Here is a 17,247-nt window from a genome sequence, read left to right as displayed (position 1 = left end):
TGTGAAAACTACTGCACTCGGTCATGCGGCGTTAAAAACAGGCTCAGAATGCTCATTTACAGCTCAGGCGATAAAAGAAGCCCCGGTTGTCCGGGGCTTTTTGTCAGTGCAGTTCGAGCCGGCCGATGCGGTCGTTGTCCAGGCTGCCGAAGTACAGATAATCCCCTACCGGTTTGACCGAGGTGATCATGCGCAGGTGGCTGCCGCTGGTGTCATGCAGGCTGCGCACGATCTGGCCTTGCTCGTTGACGGCGATGACCAGGCCGTAAGGGATCGCCTTCGGCCACAGCGCCCGCGGCAGCTTGGCGATCTGCGCCTTGAGCCAGGGGTGGCGATGCAGGAAATCGGCATCGGCCTTGCGCGGTGAGGGCAGGGCGACCCAGAAGGTGCCTTTGCGATCGCCCTGCAGGTTGTCCGGCAGGCCGGGCAGGTTGTCGATGAACACATCATGCTGGCCGGCTTTTTCACCTTTGAGCCAGTAACGGGTGATGCGATAGCGGTAGGTTTCGTTGACCAGCACGAAGTCCTCGGCTGCCGACAGTGCCACGCCGTTGGCGAAGTACAGATCCTTGAGCAGCACGCGGGTCTGTCCGCTGGCCGGGTCGTAGGCCAGCAGGCGGCCATGGGGGCGCGCTTCGAGCAGGTCGAGCAGGTAGTCGGGCTGCTGGAAGCGCGAGGAGGCGTCGCTGAAATAGATAGTGCCGTCACTGGCGATGTCCAGGTCGTCGGTGAAGGCGAAGGGCACGCCGTCGGCCTCGGTGCTGAGCACCTTGATCGTGCCGGCCTTGTCCACGCTCAGCAGGCCCTTGTAGGCATCGGCGACGATCAGGTTGCCGCCTGCATCGAAGTCCATGCCCAACGGGCGCCCGCCGGTGTTGGCGAAGGTTTCCACGCTGTGGTCTGGCAGCACGCGGACGATGCGGCCGTCATGCAGGCCGGCGTATACGCGGCCCTCGGCGTCCACGGCGGTGTCTTCCGGGCCGTGGATCTGGCCTTGCGCCAGCAGTTCGGCCTTCATCAGGGTGTCGTTGGGTTCCAGTACGCCGGTCATGGCCGGTGCGGGCGCGGCGTCCCAGGGCAGCGGGTCGATCGGGCTGGGGGTAATGGCCAGGTAACCGGCGGCAGCGGCCAGTAGCACGACCACCAGGGCAAGCAGTTTTTTCAGCATTGTTGTTCTTCCGTGTCGGGAGGCATTGCGCGGCACAGATTACACAGTTCCCGGGCGCGGCGGCAGCTCGCTGCCCGTCGAGGCGCGCAGGCTATATACTGCGCGCCATTGTTCATGGGAGCGCCGCGTGGCTAACGATATTCACTGGATTCGCGACAACGCCAGCCTGGCCGAGCACTGCGCCACCTGGCAGACCTTGCCCTTCATCGCGCTGGACACCGAGTTCATGCGCGTCGACACCTTCTACCCCATCGCCGGCCTGGTGCAGGTCAGCGGTGGCGACGGCGCCTGGCTGATCGACCCGCTGTGCATCGACGACTGGAGCCCCTTCGCCGCCCTGTTGCGCGCGCCGAATGTGGTCAAGGTGCTGCATTCCTGCAGTGAGGATCTGGAGGTCTTCCTGCGCCTGACCGGCAGCCTGCCGGCACCGCTGTTCGACACACAGGTCGCGGCCGGTTATCTCAATCTGGGTTTTTCCATGGGCTATTCGCGCCTGGTGCTGCGCTTGCTCGACATCGAGCTGCCCAAGGGCGAGACCCGTTCCGACTGGCTGCAGCGCCCGTTGTCCGAGCTGCAGGTGCGCTACGCCGCCGAAGATGTGTCGCATCTGGTGGAGGTGTACCGCGAGTTGATGGCCCGCCTGGCGCCGCAGAAGGTGGAATGGATTCTCGAGGACGGCGCCGAACTGGTGGCCAATCTGGGCCGTGAGATCGACCCCGATGAGGCCTGGCGCGAGGCCAAGCTGGCCTGGAAACTGTCGCGTCAGCAGCAGGCCGTGCTGCGTGCCTTGTGTGCCTGGCGCGAACGCCAGGCACGAGCGCGTAACCAGCCGCGCAACCGTGTGCTGCGTGAGCATTCGCTGTGGCCGCTGGCGCGCACCCAGCCGGACAATCTGGTGGCCCTGGCGCGCATCGAGGACATGCATCCGAAGACCGTGCGTCAGGATGGCGAAACCTTGCTGGCACTGATCCGCGAGGCGGCCGCACTGCCGCCCGAGCAATGGCCCGAGGCGCTGCCCGAGCCGCTGCCAGTGGAGGCCTCGGCCCTGTTGAAGAAACTGCGCGTCGTCGGCCAGCAAGAGGGCGAGCGCCTGGATATCGCCCCCGAACTGATGCTGCGCAAGAAAACCCTGGAGGCGCTGTTGAAAAGTGGCTACCCCAATGGCCCGTACCAATTACCCGATTCCCTGCGCGGCTGGCGCCGGGAATTGATGGGCCAGGCGCTGCTCGACTGCCTGGCCAGTGAAGGAGAATCCGCGTGAAACGCATCTGTTCCATCTACAAGAGCCCGCGCAAGAACGAGATGTACCTCTACGTGCTCAAGGCCGAGGCCCTGACCCGCGTGCCCGAAGGCTTGCTGGCGGTATTCGGCCCACCTGCACATGCCTTCGACCTGGTGCTCAGCCCGGAGCGCCAACTGGCCCGCGAGGACATTACCCAGGTGCTGGAGAACCTCGACAAGCAGGGTTACCACCTGCAGATGCCGCCACCCGAAGAGGAATACATCGAGCACCTGCCGGACGAGTTGCTGCGCCGCAACGACCCGGTCTGAACCATGCGTCTGTTGATCGCCGAAGCCAAGTACGCCCGCTATGCCGAGTGCATTCGCGCGGCGCAGCCGACGCTGGAATTGTTCGCCAGTGATGAGCCCGAGGCGCTGGCCGGCGCTGCGGGGGATTGCTCGCTGTGGCTGGGCGCGCCTTCACTGCTAGTGCCGCTGCTGCGCCAGGGCCTGCGCCCGCAATGGCTGCAGTCGACCTGGGCCGGCATCACGCCATTGCTGGCCGGCGACTTGCCGCGTGATTACCGCTTGAGCCGTGCGGTGGGCATCTTCGGCCAGGTGATGGCCGAGTACGTCCTCGGCCACCTGCTGGCCCACGAACGGCGCCTGTTCGAGCGCCAGCAGGCACAACGCGAGCAGCGCTGGGCACCGATGCTGCCGCGCAGCCTGGCCGGGCGGCGGGCGCTGATCGTCGGTTGTGGCGATATCGGCCAGACCGTGGCCGGCTTTCTCGCTCCGTTCGGCGTGGAGTTGCGTGGCATTGCCAGCCAGGCGCGCGAGCAGGCGCCGTTCCTCGAGGTTGCGGCGCTGTCCGAGCTGTCGCGCCTGGTGGGCTGGGCCGATTATCTGGTCAATCTGCTGCCGGACACCCCGGCCACGGGTGACCTTTACGATGCCGAGCTGCTGGCGGGCGTTCGCCCCGAGGCGGTGCTGATCAACGCAGGGCGCGGCAGTTCGGTGGTCGATGCGGATCTGGTCGCGGCCCTGCAGCAGGGGACGCTGGCCGCTGCGGTGATCGATGTCTGCCGTGAGGAACCGCTGCCAGCAGGGCATCCGTTCTGGACTGCGCCGAACCTGCTGCTGACCGGGCACAGCGCCGCGCCCACCGACCCGCTGCTGATGAGCAGGCTGTTTCTCGACAACCTGGCGCTTTGGCAGGCCGGTGAGCCGTTGCGCGGCGAGGTGGATTTTGCGCGCGGTTACTGAACATCGATGCGGTGCGCATGGCGCACCCTACGTGAGGCGGCTCCTCACGCCCGCCGTTCGGCATGCGCTGCTTGGCCGGGGCAGGGGCGCAAGCTAGACTGCTGCGCTTTTTCCGCCCGAGTCCATACTGCTGCCATGGCTGCCGACCTCCAACCCTTCTGGAAACGCAAGACCCTCGCCCAGCTCGACGCAGGCGAGTGGGAGTCGCTGTGCGACGGCTGTGGCCTGTGCTGCCTGCAGAAGCTCGAGGACGAGGACGACGGCGCCGTCTACTACACGCGTATCGCCTGCAAGCTGCTGGATCTGCAGAGCTGCCGTTGCAGCGACTATCCCAACCGTTTCAAGCAGGTGCCGGACTGCATCCAGCTCACGCCGGCGCAGGCCGACCAGTTCAAGTGGCTACCGCCCACCTGCGGCTATCGCCTGGTCAGCGAGGGCAAGGATCTGCCGCCCTGGCATCATCTGGTCTGCGGCGACCACGAGGCGGTGCATGCCGAGCGCATTTCCCAGGCCGGGCGCATGCTCAGCGAGCACGAGGTGGCCGAAGAGGATTGGGAAGAGCATCTGATTTTTCGCGCCGGTTGAATTGTGCTGCCACTTCGTGGCAAACCTGTTGCGCTTCACGGAATTGCCGCGTGACGCGGCTGTCCTATGGCCAATTGCCCTTCATGCATCAGGAGTCCTGCATGCTGTCTTCTTCTCGTTTGCCGCTGTATTCGTCCCTGTTGATGTTGAGCCTCAGCTTGCCGACCTGGGCGGCGACGCAGAAAGTCGATCTGGATTATCGAGTGCGCTTCCTGCCGGATAGCGATCAGGCCGAGGTCAGTATCACGGTGGAGAAGGGCGAGCGCATTCGCAGCCTGGATTTCAACCTGGGCAAGCAGGGTCGTTACAGCGATTTCAAGGCCGATGGTCAGTGGGCGCAAGAGGCCGGGCGGGGCAAATGGCAGCCGGCCAAGGGCAAGAGCACCCTGAGTTATCGCGTGCTGGTGGATCACCAGCGCAAGCCGGGGCGTTACGACGCGCGCATGACTCAGGATTGGGCCTTGCTGCGCGGTGACGACCTGGTGCCGCCGGCGGCGCTCGATCAGGTGGACAAGACCGAGCTGGTGGCGCGCCTGCAATTCGAGTTGCCCAAGGGCTGGAAGAGCGTCGAGACCGGCTGGCCACGCATCGGCAAGAACCGCTTCCGCATCGATAACCCGCAGCGCAAGTTCGACCGCCCCACCGGCTGGATGCTCGCCGGCAAGCTGGGCACGCGGCGCACCCGCCTGGGCGATACCGAGGTGGCCATCTCCGCGCCGGTGGGTGAGGGCATGCGCCGGATGGACATCATGACCTTCCTCACCTTCGTCTGGCCGCAACTGCAGCAGGTGTTCCCGCGCGACCCCGACAAGCTACTGATCGTCGGCGCTGGCGACCCGATGTGGCGCGGTGGCCTGTCCGCCTCCAACTCTTACTACATGCACGCCGACCGCCCGCTGGTCAGCGAGAACGGCACCAGCTCCCTGGTGCACGAGCTGGTGCATGTGTTCGGGCGTATCTACGGGCGTGAGCGCAGCGACTGGATCGCCGAGGGCCTGGCCGAGTACTACTCCATCGAGCTGATGCGTCGCGCCGGGGGGATCAGCGAGGAGCGCTACCAGAAGATCCGCGAGCAACTGATCCGCTGGAGCAAGCCGGTCACCAGCCTGCGCACCGATCATGCTACCGGGCCGGTAACCGCGCGCGCCGTGCTGCTGCTGCAGGAGCTGGATAGGGAGATCCGCCAGAAGACCAAGGACAAGGGCAACCTGTCCCTGGATGACGTGACCCGTGGCCTGATGCGCCTGGACAAGGTCAGCACCAAGGACTTCATCGACATCACCGAGAACGTTATCGGTGGGCCGTCGAAGACCCTGGATACGCGCCTGCTGAAGTAGGGGCGTATGCTTCCGTAGGAGCGGCTTTAGCCGCGAAAATGGCTGGCACCGCGCCGGCAAGCATCGCGAATGAATTCGTTCCTACGGGCTGACGGCCCTCAGCCTTGCTTGTCCTCCGTCTTGCCCAGCAGCGCCGCCAGACCTGCCAGCCCCTTGTGCGTGACCTTGCTGCCGGAGCCGGCGCTGGCGGCTTCTTCCTTCTGATAATGCAGGTCGACCTGGCGCTGGTGCTCGTTGTCGTGGCAGAACAGGCACAGCAGCTCCCAGTTGGAGCCGTCTTCCGGGTTGTTGTCGTGGTTGTGATCGCGATGATGCACGGTCAGCTCGCTCAGGCGCTTGCCGCTGAATTCGCGGGCGCAACGGCCGCAGATATGCGGGTACATGCGCAGCGCTTTCTCGCGGTAGCTGGTTTCGCGGCGCTGCTGGGCTTCGGCGAGGATCTTGTCGAGCTTGCTGGTGGTCATGGGGTGGTCTGCTTGAACATTCGGGGGCTGAGGTTGCCAGAATAAAACGAAAGCCCTTCCTGAAGGAGGCCCGCCATGATCTTTCGTCTGCTCGTGATCGGCATGCTGCTCGGCACTGCTGTGGCCCAGGCCCAGGAGCCCATACGCATTCCCCCTGCCACACCGGCCCCCGGCTCGCCTGGCACTGCCACGCCGCAACCGTACGGCCAGCCTGGGGTACCCACGCCGAACCGTCGCCATGATACGGCGCCATTGCAGCCGCCGCCTGTTGGCCAGCCCTTGCCAGGTGGCGTGCCCCGGCGCGAAGCGGACAAGCCCATCCCCCAGCTCGATCAGCAACTGCGCCGCAACAGCCAGGAGTTGGGCGAGCCGCGAGGCTCACGGCCCTGATTCATGCTCGTCCGTAGAGGCTGGGATGACAACAGGGGTTACGGCTGGGCAGCGTCCAGCCCGAGCACGCGCAGCACGAAGGCATATTCCAGCGCCACGTCCTTGATGCCCTGATAGCGTCCGCTCATGCCACCGTGGCCGGCGCCGAGGTCGGTCTTCAGTAGCAGCAGATTGCCGTCAGTCTTGTCACGGCGTAGTTTGGCCACCCACTTGGCCGCCTCCCAGTACTGCACGCGACTGTCGTTGTAGCCGGCCACGGCGAGGATGGCCGGGTAGGCCTGAGCGCGTACGTTTTCGTAAGGGGCGTAGGCCTCGATGCGTGCGTACACCTCGGGCTGGTTGGGGTCGCCCCATTCGTCGTACTCGGTCACCGTCAGCGGCAGATCCGGGTTGAGCATGGTATTGAGCACGTCGACGAAGGGCACCTCGGCGATGGCCGCGGCGAACAGCTCGGGGCGCTGGTTGAGCACCGCACCGATCAACAGGCCACCGGCGCTGCCGCCACTGATTGCCAGTTGCGCGGAGGTGGTCAGACCCTCGGCGACCAGGCGTTTGGCGCAGGTGATGAAGTCGTCGAAGCTGTTCTGCTTGTGTTCCAGCTTGCCGGCACGGTACCAGGCCTCGCCCATTTCACCGCCGCCGCGGACATGGGCGATGGCGAAGATGAAGCCACGCTCCAGCAGGCTCAGACGCGCATGGGAGAACCAGGGGTCGAGGCTTTCGCCGTAGGCGCCGTAGCCATAGAGGTAGAGCGGTGCGGGTTGGCCGGTGGCGAACACCTCGCGGCGCGCCACCAGACTGATGGGTACCTGCGTGCCGTCGGCGGCCGTGGCCCACAGGCGACGGCTCTCATAGGCGTCGGCATCGAACGGGCCTTCCACCGGCGTCTGCTTGAGCACCTGTTGCGCACCCGTGGTCAGTTCCAGTTGGCGGATCTGCGCGGGGCGGTTCAGTGCTTCGTAGCGCAGACGGATCACCGGGCTGTGAAATTCCAGGCTGTCCTGCACGTACAGGCTGTAGGCGGCGTCCGGCAGTTGCACACGATAGGCAGCGCCGCCTTGCGGCAGCACTTCGAGAATCGGCAGGCCGCCCTCGCGCAAGGCGAGAACCAGGGCGCGCTGGTTGAGCGTGGCGCCTTCGAGCATCACCTGCGGGTCGTGGGCACGGATTTCGCGCCAGTGCGGGCGCTGCGGGCTGGCCTCATCGGCGCGATAGAGGGCGAAGTTGATACCGCTCTGGTTGCTGCGGATCAGCCAGCACCATTGGCCGTCGAGCATGCCGTGGTCGGCGTCGTACTCGTGGCCTTCCTCGCGCGGCGCCAGGCAGGTGAAGCTGGCTTCGGGCGTTGCGGCGTCCAGTACCCAGACTTCGCTGGTGGTCTTGCTGCCCAGTTGCAGGATCAATTGGCGTTCTGAGCTGGAACGGTAGCAATGCAGGAAGAAACGCCCGTCGGCCTCCTCGAACACCGCTTCGGCGCCTGGGGTGCCGAGGCGGTGGCGATACAGCCGATAAGGGCGATGGGTGTCGTCCAGCTCGGTGAAGAACAGGGTCTGGCTGTCATTGGCCCAGGTCATGCTGCCGTCGCAGTCGTCGAAGGGCAGTTCGCTGATCTCGCCACTGGCCAGCTCCTTGACGAACAGGCGGTAGATTTCGTCGCCGCTGGTGTCCAGGCTGTAAGCCAGGCGCTGCTGGTCGGGGCTGATGCTGAAAGCGCCCAGCGAGAGAAAACCGCCAGCGGCCAGGGCGTTGGGGTCGAGCAGCAGGGTCTCGCTGGCGCTGTCGACCTGCAGTGAACCATCGGCAGGGCGGCGGCAACGGTAATGCCGGGGGTATTCATCGCCGGCCGTGGTGCGCTGGTAGTAGAGATAATCGCCCCAGGGTGTGGGCAGCGACAGGTCGGTTTCGCGGATGCGCCCCTTGATCTCCTCGAACAGAGCCTCGCGCAGCTCGGCCTGTGGTTGCAGCACGGCTTCCAGGTAGGCGTTCTCCGCTTGCAGGTGGGCCAGCACTTCGTCGCTGTCGCGATTCTCCAGCCAGCGATAAGGGTCATTGCCGGCTTGCTGGCGGGCGAGGGGGGCAGAGGGCATGGTAGGCTCCAGAACGAGAGGGGCGTCGCAGCGGACAAAAACCGTTATCATAAGCGCCCCTTTGCCAGACCCGCCACGCTAGCCCTGCTTATGATGACCGAAAACGATTACCTCCTGGCCTGGGCCGCCTATGGCATCGCAGCCCTGGGCTGCCTGCTGGTATGGATGCGCATGACCCGCTGGATGTGGCGCTATGCACGTGAGCCGCTACGTGTGCTGGTGGCCGTGTTGCTGTTCAGCCCGACCATCGTCGACCCGACGCGTGAGCTGTTCGCTCCCTCCATCGCCATCACCGCCATGGATCTGCTGCTCAAGGTGGGTAACAACGCCTGGCGTGCCGTCGCCGATCTCACGCTCTATGGCCTGATCGCCTTTGCCCTGTATCTGGCCTTCGTCGCCATACGCTGGCCCATCGAACATTGGTGGAAAGGGCGTCAGGATGAACCTGTGGATGATGGTGACGAGGATCCACGCACCCTGCGCGAACTGATGGACGAGAATGACGAGCGCCTGGCCCGCCCGTACGAGCGTGGTGGTCGACTGGAGCCACGCATCTAAGCTGCCTTGACCCTTGCACCTGCCCAGGCAGGCGTTCAGCATGATGGCACCGTGGACAGGAGGCCATCATGCAGTGCGTGTTCTGTGCTATCGCCGAGCGCCGTTTGCCGGCGCATCGTCTGTACGAGGACGATGATTTCATCGTGCTCCTGGATATCTTCCCCATGCGCCCGGCTCATATGCTGATCGTCAGCCGCGCGCATGCGCCGTTCCTGCATGATTTGCCGCCAGTGGCGCGTGATCGCCTACTGGCCTTGGCCGTACGGCTGGCTGCCGCATTGCGACGTGTCGGTTATGGCGTGCAGGGCATCAATCTGTTGATCAACGATGGCCCGGATTCCAACCAGCACGTGCCTCATCTGCACCTGCATCTGATACCGCGCAACCCTGGTGATCTGCCGGCCTTGCTGTGGCGTCTGCTGGTTCGTTTTCTGCCTCTGGGGCGCAAGCGCCTGGAGGCTCGTTTGCTGGATGAAGCTCGACGTCTGCGTCAGGCGTTGAGCGAGGAGAACTGATGCATGTGTGAACTGCTCGGCATGAGTGCCAATGTGCCCACCGATATCGTTTTCAGCTTTACCGGGCTGATGCAGCGTGGTGGCCGCACCGGCCCGCACCGTGACGGTTGGGGCATCGGTTTCTACGAAGGCCGCGGCCTGCGCCTGTTCCAGGATCCGCAGGCGAGCAGCGAGTCGGAGGTGGCGCAACTGGTGCAGCGCTACCCGATCAAGAGCGAAGTGGTGATCGGCCATATTCGCCAGGCCAACGTCGGCAAGGTGTGCCTGGTCAATACCCACCCGTTCATGCGCGAACTATGGGGGCGCAACTGGTGCTTCGCGCACAACGGCCAGTTGGCCGGGTTGGTCGGTTCGCAGAGCTTCTACCGTCCGGTGGGCGACACCGACAGCGAAGCGGCCTTCTGCGACCTGCTCAACCGCGTGCGCCGCGCCTTTCCCGAGCCGGTCTCGGTGGAGGTGCTGTTGCCGGTGCTGGTGGCGGCCTGCGCCAGTTATCGTCAGCTCGGCGTGTTCAACTGCCTGCTCAGCGATGGCGACTGGCTGTTCAGCTTCTGTTCGAGCAAGCTGGCGCACATCACCCGCCGCGCGCCCTTCGGCCCGGCACAACTGAAGGACGCCGACCTCTTGGTGGATTTTCAGGCGGAAACCACGCCCAATGACGTGGTCACCGTGATCGCCACCGAGCCATTGACGGATAACGAACAATGGGCGTTGTATCAGCCCGGCGAGTGGCGCCTGTGGCGTCGTGGCGAATGCATCGCCGACGGCAAGGCCTGATCGCGGCCTGCCGAAGTGGATCGACTGGGGAGGGAAGGGATGTTCAGAAGTTATCTGCGTCTGGCGCTGTTCGCCTGTGGCCTGCTGCTAGGGGTACAGGTGCCGGGCTTCATCGATGATTACAGCAAGCGCGTCGAGGCCCATCGGCTGGAGTCGCAACAGAGCCTCAGAGGCTTCCAGGAAACGGCGCAGAAGTTCTTCAAGGGCGACATGGACGCCCTGGTGGCGCATTACCGTACCAGCGATGACCCGGTGATGCAGAGCGATGCGCGCAGTGTCGCGCACCTGGTACAGCGCGCCGCCTTGCTGGATGCGGAGTGGCGCGCCATGCAGGGCGCTTGGTACGCCCAGGCCTGGCACCTGGCCACCGACGCTGATGAGCAATTGCTGGACGAAACCCTGAGCGCCTATCGCTACCAGGTGCTGCTGACCCCCGATGCGATTGCCTGGGGCGTGTGCAGCGCCTTGCTGCTGGCCTGGCTGGTGGAGCTGCTGGTACTGCTGGTGGGCTGGATGTTCGGCGCTGGGCGCACGCGACGGGCGCAGCAGCGGCACTGGCGCTGAAGCTGAAAAAGGTGAGCTGGTTCGCCTGTGCGGGTGGGTGCTTCGTGTTAATGTAATACGGCGTTACATTTACCCACTCGCCATTATGGAGTTTCCATGTCGATCAAGGATTCGATCAGGGCAGCCGCGCTGGCTGCCATCCTGCCGTTCATTACCCACGCCTACGCTGACGGTGAAGTTGCCGAGCAAGCCAATAGCCCTGCTCAGGAGAGCCTTGCGGGCGAGGAGCAGGTGCAGCGCATCAGCGCCGATGAGTTCGTCGCCAGCCTGAATTTCCAGCATGGGCGCATCGTCCTGGGCGATGACCTGGCTACTCTCAATCTGCCCGATTCGCTGGTGTTTCTCGACGGCAAGAATGCTCAGCGCCTGCTGGTCGAGGGCTGGGGCAATCCACCCGATGACGTGCCGCCTCTGGGCATGATCCTGCCGGCCGGCATCTCGCCGCTGGACGAGGCCTCCTGGGGCGTGACGGTGGAATACGAGGCCAGTGGCTACGTCTCCGACGAGGACGCCGCCGATATCGACTACGACGACATGCTCGAAGACATGCAGGCCGACATGCGCGAGGCCAATACCTGGCGTAAGGAGAATGGCTACGAGCCCGTACAACTGGTCGGCTGGGCCGCCGCGCCGCATTACGACGAGCACGGCAAGAAGCTGTACTGGGCCAAGGAACTGAAGTTCGGCGACAGCGATGCCAATACCCTGAACTACAACATTCGCGTGCTTGGGCGTAAGGGCGTGCTTGTGCTGAACTTCGTCGCCAACATGGATCAATTGCCGGAAATCGAAGCCAGCGTACCGGCCGTGCTGGCAGCCACCGAGTTCAATCCGGGGCAGCGTTACGCCGAGTTCAACCCGGATCTGGATACTGTTGCCGCATACGGCCTGGGTGCGCTGGTAGCGGGCAAGGTGGCGGCCAAGACCGGCTTGCTGGCCATGCTGCTGGTGCTGCTGAAGAAGTTCTGGATCGTGCCGGCATTGCTGATCGGCTGGCTGGGCAAGCGTCTGGGGGGTGGCAAGCATGAGCCTGCCGCCGAAACGACGGATACACCTCTGGCACAGACTGCCGAGGCCGAGCCGGAAGAGCCGGTGCGGGCGCCGGCGCAAACCGTGATGGATCTGAACAAAGCGGACGACACCGACAAGCGCTGAGCGGGTAGCCTGGATGCAATCAGGGGGGGCTGGCGCTCGAGGTTTCCCGGATTTCACCGGGCTACGTTGCCCCCCCTCCCTAGGCTCTGTACGAAAAGTCGTCGAGCGAAGGTCAGGCAAGGCGAAATCGCTCGAAGAAGCGCAGTTTACGCGTTGTAAATGAGCATTCTGACCGGGCTGGCGTACCAGAGCGATTTCAACGCAGCATCACCGAGCGCAGGCACTTTTCGTACAAAGCCTAGCCCTCTCCCCGAGGGGAGAGGGGACTGGTTCGGATCGATAGAGGCTTCGTTTGTACGCCTGCTTCCCCGCATGAGGGAGTGGGGCGTTCCCGGATTTCATCCAGGCTACGAAAACGCCGCGAATCCTTGCAGGGTTCGCGGCGTTTTTCGTTGTGGGCGAGCTTACTTGGACAGGTACTTCATGCCGTCTTCCAGGCCCTGCAGGGTCAGGGGGTACATGCGATCCTCGATCAGCTCGCGCACCAGGTTGGTGGAGGCGGTGTAGTTCCAGGTGTCCTTGGGGTAGGGGTTGATCCAGATGATCTTCTTGAACTTCTCGGTGAAGCGCTTCATCCAGACGTAGCCGGCTTCCTCGTTCCAGTGTTCGACGCTGCCGCCGGCCTGGGTGATCTCATAGGGCGCCATGGCTGCATCGCCGACGAACACCACCTTGTAATCGGCGCCGTACTTGTGCAGCAGATCCATGGTCGAGGTGCGCTCGCTGGTACGGCGCAGGTTGTTCTTCCACACGCTTTCGTAGATGAAGTTGTGGAAGTAGAAATATTCAAGATGCTTGAACTCGGTTTTGCAGGCAGAGAATAGTTCCTCGCAGACCTTGACGTGGGCATCCATCGAACCGCCGATATCCAGCAACAGCAGGAGCTTGACCGTGTTGCGCCGCTCCGGGCGCATCTGGATATTGAGCAGGCCGCCGTCCTTGGCGGTGTGGTCGATGGTGCCATCCAGGTCGAGTTCTTCGGCCGCTCCCTGGCGGGCGAACTTGCGCAGCCGGCGCAGCGCCACCTTGATGTTGCGCGTGCCCAGTTCGACCTGATCGTCGAGGTTCTTGTATTCGCGCTGATCCCACACCTTGGCCGCCTTGCCCTGGCGCTTGCCGGCATCGCCGACGCGGATGCCCTCGGGGTTGAAACCGCCTGAGCCGAACGGGCTGGTGCCGCCGGTGCCGATCCACTTGTTGCCGCCGGCGTGCTTTTCCTTCTGCTCCTCGAGGCGCTTCTTGAACTCCTCGATCAGCTTGTCGAGGCCGCCGAGGCTCTGGATCTGCGCTTTTTCCTCGTCGGTGAGCAGGCGCTCGAACTCCTTGCGCAGCCACTCCTCGGGAATCATCGCCTCGATGTGCTGGTTGAGGTTTTCCAGGCCCTTGAAGTAGGCACCGAAGGCGCGGTCGAACTTGTCGAAATGGCGTTCGTCCTTCACCAGAATCGCCCGCGCCAGGTAGTAGAACTCATCCATGTCGGCGAACACGACGTTGTGCTTGAGCGCGTTGATCAGGTCGAGCAGCTCGCGCACCGACACCGGCACCTTGGCCGCGCGCATTTCGTTGAATAGGTTGAGCAGCATGCTATGCCCTCATCAAAGTCTGTGGCTGCCTGTGGTCACTGCCCGCTCCAGAGGAAGGGCGAGCGAGCTAGAGTCAGGCAAGGCGGAACCAGGCGAGCAAGCGCAGTGTACTTTTGTACATGAGCATTGCGAGCCTGATTCCAACGCAGCCTGGCCGACGCGCAGCCGCCCGTTTATCGGGATGCTCGGCGGGCCATGAAGGCCAGGCGCTCGAGCAGTTGCACATCCTGCTCGTTCTTCACCAGCGCACCGGCCAGTGGCGGGATGGCCTTGGTCGGGTCGCGCTCGCGCAGCACCGCTTCGCCGATGTTGTCGGCCATCAGCAGCTTGAGCCAGTCCACCAGTTCGCTGGTGGAGGGCTTCTTCTTCAGGCCCGGCACCTTGCGCACGTCGAAGAACACGTCCAGCGCCTCGGCCACCAGCGCGCCGCTGATGTTGGGGTAGTGCACGTCGACGATCTTCTTCAGCGTATCGCGATCGGGGAAGGCGATGTAGTGGAAGAAGCAGCGACGCAGGAAGGCGTCCGGCAGCTCCTTCTCGTTGTTCGAGGTGATGATGATGATGGGGCGTTGCTTGGCCTTGATGGTCTCGTCGGTCTCGTAAACGTAGAACTCCATCTTGTCCAGTTCCTGCAACAGGTCGTTGGGGAACTCGATATCGGCCTTGTCGATCTCGTCGATCAGCAGGATCACGCGCTCGTCGGACTCGAACGCCTCCCACAGCTTGCCCTTCTTGATGTAGTTGCGAACGTCGTGGACCCGGTCGGAGTCGAGCTGCGAATCGCGCAGGCGGCTGACCGCGTCGTATTCGTAGAGGCCCTGGTGCGCCTTGGTGGTGGACTTGATGTGCCAGGTGATCAAGCGGGCGCCGAAGGCTTCGGCCAGTTGCTCGGCGAGCATGGTCTTGCCGGTGCCCGGCTCACCCTTGACCAGCAACGGGCGTTGCAGGGTGATGGCGGCGTTGACGGCCAGCTTGAGGTCGTCGGTGGCGACGTAGGACTGGGTGCCTTCGAACTTCATCGGGTAATCCTCGCACGGTGACGGCCGGCGCTGCCGGGCGTTCGTTATCTGATGGAAGCGCCGACTATAACGTGAGCCCCGGCATGCTGTGAACGCAGACGCGGTATTCAGTCACTGAATGGGCGGTCACCGGCTGCTTCCGTCAGCGATCGTCCTGGCGCGGTGGCGGGCGTTCGTAGCGCGGCGTGAAGGCTTCGATGAAAGCATTGCGCAGAATGGCGACGAAGGCCTGGAAGGTACTGGTCTGTTGGTCATGCACGCTGCCGCTGAGCTCCACGCGGGTGGCGAACTGGTCACGGCGCTGGTTCTTCAGCAGGGTTTCACCACCCCCGACCAGGGCTTCCCAGAGCGAGCGCAGCACGCCCTTGTCCTCGGCCTCGACGTCCTGCTGCCAGTCGAACACGTCGACGTCGTGCAGCAGTGGCTTGATGTAGCCGCTGAGTTGCCCATCCTTGGCACTCGCCTCGATCACCAGGTCGCCGCTGCCGCGCTTGAAATCGAAGCCGCCGTAGGCGCGGGCGAAGTCGTTGAAGCGGGTCAGGTCGATGTCGCGGGCACGCAGGCGCAGCTCGAAGTCCTCGAACTGCTCGAAGGGGTCGAAGGTGGCCTGGCTCTCCAGTGGGGCCTGGTCGAGCAGGCGGGCATGGCCCTCGAAGTGCGCCACGCGGTCGCCCGGCTCATCGCCGACGTTGGTGAGGTTGTACAGGCTGGCGTTCACCTCGTCCGCGCTGAGCTCCACCTTGGGCTCGGTGGTGAAGTTGTGAAAGCTGATGCGGCCGTCGCTTACCCGCAGCTCGTTGAGGGTAATGGGCAGCAGCTTGTTCAACTGGTCGCGCCAGTCGGTGCCGGCACCGGTCTGGCTGGCCTGGCGATCGTCGCCGGCATCGACGAAGTTCAGTTGCGGTCGCTCGAAGAACACTTCGGCTACCACTGCTCGCCTGTACCAGAGCGCCGGCCAGCTCACCGAGAGGTCGATCAGCGGGGCATCGAGGAAGGGTACCGGTACCTTGCCGGTATTCTTGACGATATTCAGGCCATTGATGCGATAGGCGCCGCGCCACCAGGCCAGGTCGATGTCCTCGATATGGCCGCGGTAATCGCCCATGTCGGCGAGCTTGTCATTGAGGTAGTCGCGGATCAGCCAGGGCAGCGTCAGTTGTGCGGCAGCCAGCAGTAGCAGAAGGATGAGCAGGGCCTTGAGCGGCCAGCCGTAGCGTCGTTTCATCGAGAGCGTCCGTCATGTCGCCTGTCTTCGATGGACTGCGTCGCTGCCGATCTGTTCGACTGGACTGCCGTTGCACCTGGGCATAGGCTGATGGTTTTCTCTCGTTCACCCGTCAAGGAAAGGATCATGAGCCGTATCTTCGCAGGCAACGCCCAGGCCATCGGCAACACGCCGCTGGTGATGATCAACCGCCTGGGCCCGAAAGGCGTGACCATCCTGGCCAAGATCGAAGGCCGTAACCCGGCGTATTCGGTCAAGTGCCGAATCGGTGCCAGCATGATCTGGGATGCCGAAGAGCGCGGCCTGCTCAAGCCGGGCATGACCATCGTCGAGCCCACTTCCGGCAACACCGGCATCGGCCTGGCCTTCGTCGCCGCCGCACGCGGCTACAAGCTGGTGCTGACCATGCCGGCCTCCATGAGCCTGGAGCGGCGCAAGGTGCTCAAGGCCCTCGGTGCCGAGCTGGTACTGACCGAGCCGGCCAAGGGCATGAAGGGCGCGATCGAGAAGGCCAACGAGCTGGTTGCCGCCAACCCGGATTACTTCCTGCCGCAGCAGTTCGAGAACCCGGCCAATCCGGCCATCCACGAAAAGACCACCGGCCCGGAAATCTGGCGCGACACCGAGGGTGCCATCGACGTGCTGGTGTCGGGCGTCGGCACTGGCGGCACCATCACCGGCGTGTCTCGCTATATCAAGCAGACCCAGGGCAAGCCGATTCTCTCGGTGGCGGTGGAGCCGGTGGGCTCGCCGGTGATCAGCCAGACCCTGGCCGGTGACGAGGTCAAACCGGCGCCGCACAAGATCCAGGGCATCGGCGCCGGCTTCGTGCCGAAGAACCTCGACCTGGCCATGGTCGACCGGGTCGAGCAGGTCACCGACGACGAGGCCAAGGCCATGGCCCTGCGTCTGATGCGTGAGGAAGGCATTCTCTGCGGCATCTCCTGCGGCGCGGCGATGGCGGCGGCAGTGCGCCTGGCGGAGAAGCCGGAAATGCAGGGCAAGACCCTGGTGGTGATCCTGCCGGATTCCGGCGAGCGCTACCTGTCGAGCATGCTCTTCGACGGCCTGTTCACCGAGCAGGAGTTGAACCAGTAAAGCAGCTTCAAGCTTCAAGCTACAAGCTACAAGCTACAAGCGGAGCCAGGTTTCACACCGGTCTGTTCGAGCGGCGCTTTTTCGTAGGGTGCGCCTTGCGCACCGGGGCGATTTCGCGGTGGCTCTGGTGCGCGCAGCGCACCCTACGTCTTGCTCATGCTCGGGCGCACCACCAGCCACAGGGCCAGGTTTCACATCGGTCTGTTCGAGCGGCGCTTTTTCGTAGGGTGCGCCT

18 protein-coding genes are annotated in these 17,247 nt (G+C 64.1%); 12 read left to right on the top strand and 6 right to left on the bottom strand.

Features of this window, described 5'->3' with window-relative positions; all coding sequences use genetic code 11:
- Window positions 1-103 precede the first annotated feature (103 nt).
- Window positions 104-1,168: an SMP-30/gluconolactonase/LRE family protein gene (locus ACSVIK_RS22465; protein WP_442446377.1), complete on the bottom strand. Its 1,065-nt coding sequence runs from the start codon at window positions 1,166-1,168 to the stop codon at window positions 104-106.
- 127 nt (window positions 1,169-1,295) lie between these two features.
- On the opposite strand from ACSVIK_RS22465, the gene rnd reads away from it, so the two are divergent.
- The 5 genes from rnd (at window position 1,296) to ACSVIK_RS22440 (ending at window position 5,577) form a co-directional block, all read left to right on the top strand.
- Window positions 1,296-2,429, top strand: coding sequence for a ribonuclease D (gene rnd, locus ACSVIK_RS22460; RefSeq protein WP_442446376.1), 1,134 nt, complete (start codon window positions 1,296-1,298; stop codon window positions 2,427-2,429).
- Complete coding sequence (locus ACSVIK_RS22455; protein ID WP_442446375.1) at window positions 2,426-2,719, top strand: YcgL domain-containing protein; 294 nt, start codon at window positions 2,426-2,428, stop codon at window positions 2,717-2,719. Before rnd ends, ACSVIK_RS22455 begins: the two co-directional genes overlap by 4 nt.
- A gap of 3 nt (window positions 2,720-2,722) precedes the next feature.
- Window positions 2,723-3,655, top strand: coding sequence for a D-2-hydroxyacid dehydrogenase (locus tag ACSVIK_RS22450; RefSeq protein ID WP_442446374.1), 933 nt, complete (start codon window positions 2,723-2,725; stop codon window positions 3,653-3,655).
- Window positions 3,656-3,790: 135 nt separating this feature from the next.
- Window positions 3,791-4,240 (top strand): YcgN family cysteine cluster protein, encoded by a 450-nt coding sequence (locus tag ACSVIK_RS22445; RefSeq protein WP_442446373.1) that lies wholly within the window; start codon window positions 3,791-3,793, stop codon window positions 4,238-4,240.
- Between the two features lie 143 nt (window positions 4,241-4,383).
- Entirely contained in the window at window positions 4,384-5,577 is a 1,194-nt protein-coding gene (locus ACSVIK_RS22440) for a hypothetical protein (RefSeq protein ID WP_442446402.1), read from the top strand.
- 98 nt (window positions 5,578-5,675) lie between these two features.
- Here ACSVIK_RS22440 and ACSVIK_RS22435 read toward each other — a convergent pair whose 3' ends face one another.
- Complete coding sequence (locus ACSVIK_RS22435; RefSeq protein ID WP_442446372.1) at window positions 5,676-6,041, bottom strand: YajD family HNH nuclease; 366 nt, start codon at window positions 6,039-6,041, stop codon at window positions 5,676-5,678.
- 75 nt (window positions 6,042-6,116) lie between these two features.
- On the opposite strand from ACSVIK_RS22435, the gene ACSVIK_RS22430 reads away from it, so the two are divergent.
- The gene (locus ACSVIK_RS22430) at window positions 6,117-6,431 is read left to right on the top strand and encodes a hypothetical protein (RefSeq protein WP_442446371.1); all 315 of its coding nucleotides are present in this window, start codon (window positions 6,117-6,119) and stop codon (window positions 6,429-6,431) included.
- Between the two features lie 38 nt (window positions 6,432-6,469).
- Here ACSVIK_RS22430 and ACSVIK_RS22425 read toward each other — a convergent pair whose 3' ends face one another.
- Window positions 6,470-8,518, bottom strand: a complete 2,049-nt coding sequence (locus ACSVIK_RS22425; protein WP_442446370.1) for a S9 family peptidase — start codon at window positions 8,516-8,518, stop codon at window positions 6,470-6,472.
- Window positions 8,519-8,608: 90 nt separating this feature from the next.
- Here ACSVIK_RS22425 and ACSVIK_RS22420 point away from each other — a divergent pair, with 90 nt between their 5' ends.
- From ACSVIK_RS22420 to ACSVIK_RS22400, 5 genes are all read left to right on the top strand, one after another.
- Window positions 8,609-9,076: an MFS transporter gene (locus tag ACSVIK_RS22420; RefSeq protein ID WP_442446369.1), complete on the top strand. Its 468-nt coding sequence runs from the start codon at window positions 8,609-8,611 to the stop codon at window positions 9,074-9,076.
- A 68-nt stretch (window positions 9,077-9,144) separates the two neighbouring features.
- A complete protein-coding gene (locus tag ACSVIK_RS22415) occupies window positions 9,145-9,591 on the top strand; it encodes an HIT family protein (RefSeq protein ID WP_442446368.1) in 447 nt (148 codons plus the stop codon).
- 3 nt (window positions 9,592-9,594) lie between these two features.
- Window positions 9,595-10,368, top strand: a complete 774-nt coding sequence (locus ACSVIK_RS22410) for a class II glutamine amidotransferase (protein ID WP_442446367.1) — start codon at window positions 9,595-9,597, stop codon at window positions 10,366-10,368.
- A 39-nt stretch (window positions 10,369-10,407) separates the two neighbouring features.
- On the top strand, window positions 10,408-10,932 hold the full coding sequence (locus tag ACSVIK_RS22405) for a DUF2937 family protein (protein ID WP_442446366.1): 525 nt from the start codon (window positions 10,408-10,410) through the stop codon (window positions 10,930-10,932).
- Window positions 10,933-11,028: 96 nt separating this feature from the next.
- A complete protein-coding gene (locus ACSVIK_RS22400; RefSeq protein WP_442446365.1) occupies window positions 11,029-12,087 on the top strand; it encodes a DUF2167 domain-containing protein in 1,059 nt (352 codons plus the stop codon).
- Between the two features lie 404 nt (window positions 12,088-12,491).
- Here the strand turns inward: ACSVIK_RS22400 and ACSVIK_RS22395 are convergent, their stop codons facing one another.
- From ACSVIK_RS22395 to ACSVIK_RS22385, 3 genes are all read right to left on the bottom strand, one after another.
- Complete coding sequence (locus ACSVIK_RS22395; RefSeq protein ID WP_442446364.1) at window positions 12,492-13,670, bottom strand: vWA domain-containing protein; 1,179 nt, start codon at window positions 13,668-13,670, stop codon at window positions 12,492-12,494.
- 173 nt (window positions 13,671-13,843) lie between these two features.
- Window positions 13,844-14,689 carry an AAA family ATPase gene (locus tag ACSVIK_RS22390; RefSeq protein WP_442446363.1) on the bottom strand — a complete coding sequence of 282 codons (846 nt, stop codon included), beginning with the start codon at window positions 14,687-14,689 and terminating at the stop codon, window positions 13,844-13,846.
- Between the two features lie 142 nt (window positions 14,690-14,831).
- Window positions 14,832-15,914 carry a DUF748 domain-containing protein gene (locus tag ACSVIK_RS22385; protein ID WP_442446362.1) on the bottom strand — a complete coding sequence of 361 codons (1,083 nt, stop codon included), beginning with the start codon at window positions 15,912-15,914 and terminating at the stop codon, window positions 14,832-14,834.
- 126 nt (window positions 15,915-16,040) lie between these two features.
- Here ACSVIK_RS22385 and cysK point away from each other — a divergent pair, with 126 nt between their 5' ends.
- The gene (gene cysK, locus ACSVIK_RS22380; RefSeq protein ID WP_442446361.1) at window positions 16,041-17,012 is read left to right on the top strand and encodes a cysteine synthase A; all 972 of its coding nucleotides are present in this window, start codon (window positions 16,041-16,043) and stop codon (window positions 17,010-17,012) included.
- Window positions 17,013-17,247 lie beyond the last annotated feature (235 nt).

This window comes from Pseudomonas sp. NCHU5216 (assembly GCF_052156495.1).
GTDB lineage: Bacteria > Pseudomonadota > Gammaproteobacteria > Pseudomonadales > Pseudomonadaceae > Aquipseudomonas.
Note: the sequence above shows the minus strand (reverse complement) of the source record. Positions and strands in the feature narration are given on the sequence as shown.

Bases quoted from the DNA above. Each gene is read 5' to 3' on its own strand.
- ACSVIK_RS22465 (WP_442446377.1), bottom strand. From the start codon at position 1,168: ATGCTGAAAAAACTGCTTGCCCTGGTGGTCGTGCTACTGGCCGCTGCC.
- ACSVIK_RS22450 (WP_442446374.1), top strand. From the start codon at position 2,723: ATGCGTCTGTTGATCGCCGAAGCCAAGTACGCCCGCTATGCCGAGTGC.
- ACSVIK_RS22445 (WP_442446373.1), top strand. From the start codon at position 3,791: ATGGCTGCCGACCTCCAACCCTTCTGGAAACGCAAGACCCTCGCCCAG.
- ACSVIK_RS22440 (WP_442446402.1), top strand. From the start codon at position 4,384: ATGTTGAGCCTCAGCTTGCCGACCTGGGCGGCGACGCAGAAAGTCGAT.
- ACSVIK_RS22435 (WP_442446372.1), bottom strand. From the start codon at position 6,041: ATGACCACCAGCAAGCTCGACAAGATCCTCGCCGAAGCCCAGCAGCGC.
- ACSVIK_RS22430 (WP_442446371.1), top strand. From the start codon at position 6,117: ATGATCTTTCGTCTGCTCGTGATCGGCATGCTGCTCGGCACTGCTGTG.
- ACSVIK_RS22425 (WP_442446370.1), bottom strand. From the start codon at position 8,518: ATGCCCTCTGCCCCCCTCGCCCGCCAGCAAGCCGGCAATGACCCTTAT.
- ACSVIK_RS22420 (WP_442446369.1), top strand. From the start codon at position 8,609: ATGATGACCGAAAACGATTACCTCCTGGCCTGGGCCGCCTATGGCATC.
- ACSVIK_RS22415 (WP_442446368.1), top strand. From the start codon at position 9,145: ATGCAGTGCGTGTTCTGTGCTATCGCCGAGCGCCGTTTGCCGGCGCAT.
- ACSVIK_RS22410 (WP_442446367.1), top strand. From the start codon at position 9,595: ATGTGTGAACTGCTCGGCATGAGTGCCAATGTGCCCACCGATATCGTT.
- ACSVIK_RS22405 (WP_442446366.1), top strand. From the start codon at position 10,408: ATGTTCAGAAGTTATCTGCGTCTGGCGCTGTTCGCCTGTGGCCTGCTG.
- ACSVIK_RS22400 (WP_442446365.1), top strand. From the start codon at position 11,029: ATGTCGATCAAGGATTCGATCAGGGCAGCCGCGCTGGCTGCCATCCTG.
- ACSVIK_RS22395 (WP_442446364.1), bottom strand. From the start codon at position 13,670: ATGCTGCTCAACCTATTCAACGAAATGCGCGCGGCCAAGGTGCCGGTG.
- ACSVIK_RS22390 (WP_442446363.1), bottom strand. From the start codon at position 14,689: ATGAAGTTCGAAGGCACCCAGTCCTACGTCGCCACCGACGACCTCAAG.
- ACSVIK_RS22385 (WP_442446362.1), bottom strand. From the start codon at position 15,914: ATGAAACGACGCTACGGCTGGCCGCTCAAGGCCCTGCTCATCCTTCTG.
- cysK (WP_442446361.1), top strand. From the start codon at position 16,041: ATGAGCCGTATCTTCGCAGGCAACGCCCAGGCCATCGGCAACACGCCG.